This window comes from Nocardia thailandica NBRC 100428 (assembly GCF_000308795.1).
Taxonomy (GTDB): domain Bacteria; phylum Actinomycetota; class Actinomycetes; order Mycobacteriales; family Mycobacteriaceae; genus Nocardia; species Nocardia thailandica.
The window spans coordinates 1-7280 of the sequence record NZ_BAGK01000168.1 but is presented as its reverse complement, the minus strand read 5'-3'; the positions used below and the strand labels follow the sequence as shown (position 1 = coordinate 7280).

The window sequence follows — 7280 nt, the reverse complement described above, 5'->3', positions numbered from 1 at the left end:
CAGCGTTCCGCGCGTCCCGGCCCCGCGGCCGGCGGCCGTCCGGGTCGTCCCGGCGGCGCGCCCGGTGCCGGTCGTCCCGGTGGCGGTGGCGGCGGCTACCGCGGTGGCGGTGGCGGCGCGCCCGGTGCCGGTGGCGGCCAGGGTGCCCCCGCGGGCGCCGGCGGCGGCTTCCGCGGTCGTCCCGGTGGCGGCGGCGGTGGCGGCCGTCCGGGTGGTCCCGGTGGTCGTGGTGGCGCGGCGGGCGCGTTCGGTCGCCCCGGTGGCGCCCCGCGTCGTGGCCGCAAGTCCAAGCGTCAGAAGCGCCAGGAATACGATTCGATGCAGGCGCCCGCCGTCGGCGGCGTGCGGCTGCCGCGCGGCAACGGCGAGATCATCCGTCTCGCCCGCGGCGCGTCCCTGTCGGACTTCGCCGAGAAGATCGACGCGAACCCCGCCGCCCTCGTGCAGGCGCTGTTCAACCTCGGTGAGATGGTCACCGCCACCCAGTCGGTGAACGAGGAGACCCTCGAGCTGCTGGGCAGCGAGATGAACTACGTCGTGCACGTGGTCAGCCCCGAGGACGAGGACCGCGAGCTGCTCGAGAGCTTCGACCTCACCTACGGCGAGGACGCGGGCGACGAGGACGACCTGCAGAGCCGTCCGCCGGTGGTGACCGTCATGGGTCACGTCGACCACGGTAAGACCCGACTGCTGGACACGATCCGCAAGGCCAACGTCCGCGAGGGCGAGGCCGGTGGCATCACCCAGCACATCGGTGCCTACCAGGTGCTGACGAACCTCAACGGCGACGAGCGCCTGATCACCTTCATCGACACCCCGGGTCACGAGGCGTTCACCGCCATGCGTGCCCGTGGTGCGAAGGCCACCGACATCGCGATCCTCGTGGTCGCGGCCGACGACGGCGTCATGCCGCAGACGGTGGAGGCGATCAACCACGCCCAGGCGGCCGACGTGCCGATCGTCGTCGCGGTCAACAAGATCGACAAGGAAGGCGCGAACCCGGACAAGATCCGGCAGCAGCTGACCGAGTACGGCCTGGTGACCGAGGAATACGGTGGCGACACCATGTTCGTCGACATCTCGGCCAAGCAGGGCACCAACATCGACGCGCTGCTGGAAGCGGTCCTGCTGACCGCCGACGCCTCGCTCGACCTGCGTGCCAACCCGGACATGGACGCCCAGGGTGTCGCCATCGAGGCGCACCTCGACCGCGGCCGTGGCCCGGTGGCCACCGTGCTCATCCAGCGCGGCACGCTGCGCGTCGGCGACTCGATCGTGGCGGGCGACGCCTACGGTCGCGTCCGCCGGATGGTGGACGAGCACGGCGAGGACGTCGAGGCGGCCCTGCCGTCGCGGCCCGTCCAGGTCGTCGGTTTCACCTCGGTGCCCGGCGCCGGTGACAACCTCCTCGTCGTGGACGAGGACCGCATCGCCCGCCAGATCGCCGACCGCCGCAACGCCCGCAAGCGCAACGCCCTGGCCGCGCGCAGCCGCAAGCGCATCTCCCTGGAAGATCTGGATGCCGCCCTGAAGGAGACTTCGGAGCTGAACCTGATCCTCAAGGGCGACAACTCCGGTACCGTCGAGGCCCTCGAAGAGGCCCTGCTCGGCATCGAGGTCGACGACGAGGTGCGTCTGCGGGTCATCGACCGCGGTGTCGGTGGCGTCACCGAGACCAACGTCAACCTGGCCTCGGCCTCGAACGCGATCATCATCGGGTTCAACGTCCGGGCCGAGGGCAAGGCGACCGAGCTGGCCAACCGCGAAGGCGTGGACATCCGGTACTACTCGGTGATCTACCAGGCCATCGACGAGATCGAGAAGGCCCTCAAGGGCATGCTCAAGCCGATCTACGAAGAGGTCGAGCTGGGTCGCGCGGAGATCCGCCAGATCTTCCGCTCGTCCAAGATCGGCAACATCGCCGGCTGCATGGTGCTGTCCGGTTCGGTCAAGCGCAACGCCAAGGCCCGCCTGATCCGCGACAACGTCGTGATCGCCGAGCAGATGACCATCTCCTCGCTGAAGCGGGAGAAGGACGACGCCACCGAGGTCCGCGAAGGTTACGAGTGCGGTATGACCGTGACCTACAACGACATCAAGGACGGCGACATCATCGAGGCGTACGAACTGCGCGAGAAGCCGCGCGACTGATCACCCGCACGCGAGTCCGCACGCCGCATCCGTCACAGGATGCGGCGTGCGGGCGTGCGCGCGCGTCTACGGAGGTGGGCTGAGATGTTCGTCGGTGCGCTCGAATTCGACATCCTGCTGGGCGATGTGCACTCGCTCAAGGAGAAGCGTTCGGTCGTGCGGCCGGTCGTGGCCGAACTGCAGAAGAAGTTCGGCGTCAACGCGGCCGAGGCCGGTGACCAGGATCTGCACCGTCGCGCCCTGATCGGGGTCGCGATGGTCAGCGGCGAGACCTCGCATCTGAACGAGGTGCTCGACAAGTGTGAGCGGCACGTGGCCGCTCGTCCGGAGTTACAGTTGCTGGCAGTACGCCGCCGGATCTTCGGACCCGAAGACTAGAAGAGGAGGAAAGCCATGGTGGATCAAGCCAGGGCACGCCGACTCGCCAAGCGGATCTCCTCGATCGTGGCCACCGCGATCGAGTACGAGATCAAGGACCCGCGGCTGCGGTTCGTCACGGTCACCGACGCCAAGGTGACCGGTGACCTGCGTGAGGCGACGGTGTACTACACGGTGATGGGCGAGACACTCGACGCCGAACCCGACTACGCGGCCGCGGCCGCCGGCCTGGAGAAGGCCAAGGGCGTGCTGCGCTCGAAGGTCGGCGCCGGCACCGGCGTGAAGTTCACCCCGACGCTGGCGTTCGTGCTGGACACGGTGCCGGACGCGGCCAAGCAGATGGAGGAGTTGCTGGCGCGCGCCCGCGCCATCGACGACGAGGTCGCCAAGGTGGCCGCCAACGCCACCCATGCCGGCGACGCCGACCCGTACAAGTCCGACCGCGACGAAGACGACGAGTAACCGGCCATGACCGGCCTACGCCCGGTCGCACCGCAGGGCCGCGGTGCGACCGGAGCCCGGGACAGCGCGGCGATCGACGCGGCGGTGGCCGCGCTGTCGGCCGCCCGCTCGGTCACCGTGCTGTGCCATGTCCACCCCGATGCCGACACCCTCGGTAGCGGGCTGGCGCTGGCGCTGGTGCTGCACCGGCGCGGGGTGCCGGTGGCGGTGTCCTTCGCCGAGCCCGCGGAACTGCCCGCCTCGCTGCGCACCCTGCCCGGGGTGGAGCACGTGGTGCCCGCCGCGCGCGTCCCCGCCGAGGTCGACGTGCTCGTGGTGGTCGACTGCGGCAGCCTCGGCCGGCTCGGCGCGCTCGCCGACCGGCTGCCCGGGGCGTCGACCGTGCTGGTCATCGACCATCACCGGGCCAACGACGGGTTCGGCACGATCGATCTGATCGACGAATCCGCGGCCTCGACCACCGAACTGGTGACCCGGCTGCTGGATGCCTGGCACGAGCCCATCGACGCCGCGATCGCCCACTGCCTGTTCGGCGGGCTGGTGACCGACACCGGGTCCTTCCGGTGGTCGCGTCCGGGCAGTCACGCGCTGGCCGAGCGGCTGCTGGCCACCGGGATCGACGGTCCCGGGATCACCCGCGCCCTGATGGACACCCACCCGTTCGCCTGGCTGCCCATGCTCGCCACCGTGCTGTCCTCCGCGCAGCTGGTGCCCGGCGCCGCGGGCGTCGGCCTGGTCTACGCGATCATCCGCGCGGCCGACACCCACGACGTGGGCCCCGACGAGGTGGAGAGCGTCATCGACATCGTGCGCACCACCGCCGAGGCCGGGATCGCCGCGGTGTTCAAGGAGTCGCGCGCCGGGAACGACCGGTGGACGGTGTCGCTGCGGTCGCGGGATTCCGCGCCCGGCGTGGACGACGGCGTCGACGTCGCCGCGGTGGCGGCCGGCTTCGGCGGCGGCGGGCACCGCTTCGCCGCCGGCTACACGACCTACGGCTCGGTGACCACCGTGGTCGACGCGCTGGTCGCCGCGCTGTCCTGAGCGCCCCGTCCGCTCCCCAGCCGCAGCGCCAGCGGCACCCCGAGCAGGGTGCTGATCGCGCACAACCCGAAGGCGAGCCCGGGGCTGTCCACCAGCAGGCCCGTGGCGCCCGCGACGACGAGGCCGCCGAGATTGCCGGTCATCCAGATCAGCCCCGCGGCGGTCCCCTCGGCCGCCCCCGTGTGCCGCTCGGCCATGGCCAGCACCACCGGCAACGCGGGCAGCAGCGTGAGGCCGATGAGGACGAAGGCGAGCGCGCCCGTCACCAGCCCCGGCGCGAGCGCGACCAGCAGGCAGGAGGCGGCGCTGATCGACAGCCCGGCGATCAGCGCGGGCAGTTCGGCCCGCTTGCGGAGGACGACCACCGGCAGCACCGCGCAGCCGATCACCCCGGCGACCACGTTGACCAGCAGCACCACGCTGGCCGCATCCGCGCTCACCCCGGCGGGTTCCAGCAGCGCCTGACCGAAGGTGGCCAGCGCGACGAAGGTGCCGAAGGGGAAGAACACGGCCACGCACAGGCGGCGCACGAAGGGGTCGCCGAGGGTGGCGCGCAGGGCCGCGAGCGAGGTGATCGCGGGGGAGTGCTCCGGTTCCGGTCCGGAGGCCGGAGGGCGTTCGCCCGGGCTGCGGGCGGCGAGCGTGCCGAGTTCGGAGGCGCGCCCGGCCTGCGACGCCGCGCCCTCGCGGGAACCGGCGCGGAGCAGTTCGGCGGTGAGGGCGACCGCCGCGACGGTCGCGAAGACCGCGCCGACGGCCGTCAGCGTGGTGAGCTCGTCCTCGCCCGGCAGCGCGGCGCCGAGCACGAAGGCGGCGGCCATGCCCGCGAAGGTGCTGGCGGTGCCGACGGCGATCCCGGTCGGCCGGTCGCGCTCGTCCAGGTGATGGCCCGCGATCCCGGTGATCGCGTTGAGCACGAGCGGCTGGGCCACGGCCACGACGGTCTGCCCCAGCAGCGCCGTGGCGAACGAGTCGTGCAGCAGCCGCAGGTCGGCGCCGAGCGCGGTGAGCACCGCGCCGGCGATCAGGCTCGCCCGGAACCAGCGATCCAGCAGGATCCCGGCCGGCACCGCCAGCACGACGTAGAGCAGCGGGAACATGTTCGCCAGCCAGCCCACCGCCGACTCCGAGACCCCGAAGTGGGCCGCGGCCACGGTGGTGACGGGCGCGTAGGTCAGCCACACCAGCTGCGTCGCGGCACCGACCAGGGCGAAGGCGATGATCACCCGCCACCGCTGCACAAACACCATCAACGATCCTGACGTTCTCGGGCGAACTGCGAGTCCGCGGGCACGACCACCCAGCTGGGCGAGTGACCAGTATCTCCGGGCCCGGCCCGCCCGTCCACCGATCCCGCCGATCCACGCGTTTCGCGGCGTTTCCCGCCCCCGCGAACCCCGCGCCGACCGGGCGATCCGCCCCGAACCGTGCTGACCTGCACGATTCGGGAATAGCACCCACCGTGGTGTAGTTTCATCAACGCACCACGGGGCTATGGCGCAGCTGGTAGCGCACCACACTGGCAGTGTGGGGGTCAGGGGTTCGAGTCCCCTTAGCTCCACAGAAATAGCAGGTCAGGCCGGGTCAACGACCGGGCCTGGCCTGTTTTTCGGTCCTGGCCCCCCGTAAACCCCCCGTTTTGGCTGTGTGTTTGACGGATGCTGTCCGGGCCGCCGTGTGGCGGTTCCGATACGCCGCGACCGACGATGTGTGAGCAGTCGGCAGTAGGTCCTGTCCGGGCCGCACGGGTGGTTGCCTGCGCGCCGCCATCGCTGGCGCAGGGCCAAGTTCTTCTGGGACTGCGTAGCTCGGGTGGTGGGGGTGTCTCACTCGACTGGCCGGTGGATCTCATTTGTCCGCTGTCGCAGAGATGGTGTGCACGTGCGCGATGGATGGCAGCGCGCGGTTGAGCCGGACAGTCAGCTAGAAGAGCGGAAGTTGGTCGTGATCGGGATCGCGGGAGTGCGGACCGCTCGTACGCCCTGATCGCTGTCCTGGACTACGATATGTACTTTCGTCAGGCATGCAGGGCGAGACTTCGTCGGCCCTGGTGGTCGGTGAAAGGATAAGCCCACAGGCGAGGCAGGGCACGGTCCGTCTCGCACGGGGGAGTCGAAGCCGCGGAGCGTCTCGGTAGTCGAACGAATGTCCGGCAGCCATGAAAGCGTTCTGTAGTTGAAGCCAGGCCGATTGGGATAGGGCTGCCGAATCCACAGGCGGTGGCGACACCGATTGCGTTGTAGTGGAAGAGTGCCGGGGGGTGGATGCTGTGACCACAGCGGATGGTGGAATAGGTCGGGTTGGTTTCGGTTGCGCATGGTGCAGGCGTGCCCGATGTTCACGCTCATTTTGTAGTTCTGCGGCCAACGCCCGCCGCAACACACCCGGGATCGGGATGCCGTCCGACGTGAGGTCGAGTTCGTCGAGCGTAAGCGCATGAGGCACGAGCTCGTCGCCGATGCAGGGGGGTAGGTGTCGCACATGGTGGGCAACGTCCTCCTCGGGTGCCGCCTGGCTTGACGTGGATGTGTGTGGTTTAGCGACCATTAGGCTGAGGGATCTGCGGTCGGGATCCATCGTCCACAGCTGTTGGGCGCCGTCGGGTGCGGCGGGCGGTCCCCAATTCGTCGCGAGTTCTGGGTGCCAAATCCAGAGGTCGATGATGCCGTTGCGGCGGTAGTCGTTGTGCCGCCGCAGCCATTCCTGATCGGTCAACGGCGACGCCTGGACCTCCAGAGCCAGTTGTTGGCCGTCCTCGAACACGATGCGCACATCGGCGCGGCGTTGATGGTCGGGCAGCCATGCTTCGTTACGAACATCGATGACGCCCGGCTGTACCCGCGCCCACTCCGCGAGAACGGCCTTGCTGGTCAAGTGCCACACCGACTCGGCGCTGTGCTGCCCGTTGGACGGCCCCGAACCAGCGGGGTGGGCGAAGTGCGGTCGCCGAGACCCGCCGAGCCTGCTTCTGACAATGAGCGGCACCAGCTCGTTCTTTTCGGCGTAGCACAGCGCGCACACCAGCGTCTGATCTCCGCTGTAGCCTTTGCTGCGAAGCTCAGGCACGCGCGGATCACGGGAGTTTTCAGGTGCTCGAACGTATGTCCCCTGGGGGACATCGAGCGCGACTGTGAGCAGTTGGGTGGACCCCATGGCTGACAACCTCTTGTCGAACGGCGGAGGGTCGTCCGGCGGGCGCAGGACGACCTGATGAGCTGCGCGGTTCGCAAGTGGCAGTTGGGAGG

General features: G+C 69.9%; 6 protein-coding genes and 1 tRNA gene. 5 read left to right on the top strand and 2 right to left on the bottom strand.

Features of this window, described 5'->3' with window-relative positions:
• The 4 genes from infB to ON36_RS18090 form a co-directional block, all read left to right on the top strand.
• Positions 1-2151: translation initiation factor IF-2 (gene infB / locus ON36_RS18105; protein WP_083885211.1), on the top strand; the 2151-nt coding region annotated here is incomplete at its 5' end.
• A gap of 84 nt (positions 2152-2235) precedes the next feature.
• Complete coding sequence (locus tag ON36_RS18100; protein ID WP_043654724.1) at positions 2236-2529, top strand: DUF503 domain-containing protein; 294 nt, start codon at positions 2236-2238, stop codon at positions 2527-2529.
• A 15-nt stretch (positions 2530-2544) separates the two neighbouring features.
• On the top strand, positions 2545-2991 hold the full coding sequence (rbfA, locus tag ON36_RS18095) for a 30S ribosome-binding factor RbfA (protein ID WP_043654721.1): 447 nt from the start codon (positions 2545-2547) through the stop codon (positions 2989-2991).
• A 6-nt stretch (positions 2992-2997) separates the two neighbouring features.
• Positions 2998-4035: a DHH family phosphoesterase gene (locus tag ON36_RS18090; RefSeq protein ID WP_052314101.1), complete on the top strand. Its 1038-nt coding sequence runs from the start codon at positions 2998-3000 to the stop codon at positions 4033-4035.
• On the opposite strand, the gene ON36_RS18085 is transcribed toward ON36_RS18090, so the two are convergent.
• The gene (locus tag ON36_RS18085) at positions 3984-5285 is read right to left on the bottom strand and encodes an MFS transporter (protein WP_245558122.1); all 1302 of its coding nucleotides are present in this window, start codon (positions 5283-5285) and stop codon (positions 3984-3986) included. The two genes, ON36_RS18090 and ON36_RS18085, sit on opposite strands and share 52 nt — an antisense overlap.
• 238 nt (positions 5286-5523) lie before the next feature.
• On the opposite strand from ON36_RS18085, the gene ON36_RS18080 reads away from it, so the two are divergent.
• Positions 5524-5596, top strand: a tRNA-Ala gene (locus ON36_RS18080).
• A gap of 362 nt (positions 5597-5958) precedes the next feature.
• Here ON36_RS18080 and ON36_RS33615 read toward each other — a convergent pair.
• Positions 5959-7280 (bottom strand): competence protein CoiA (locus ON36_RS33615; protein WP_218001214.1); only part of this gene is annotated, 1322 nt, incomplete at its 5' end.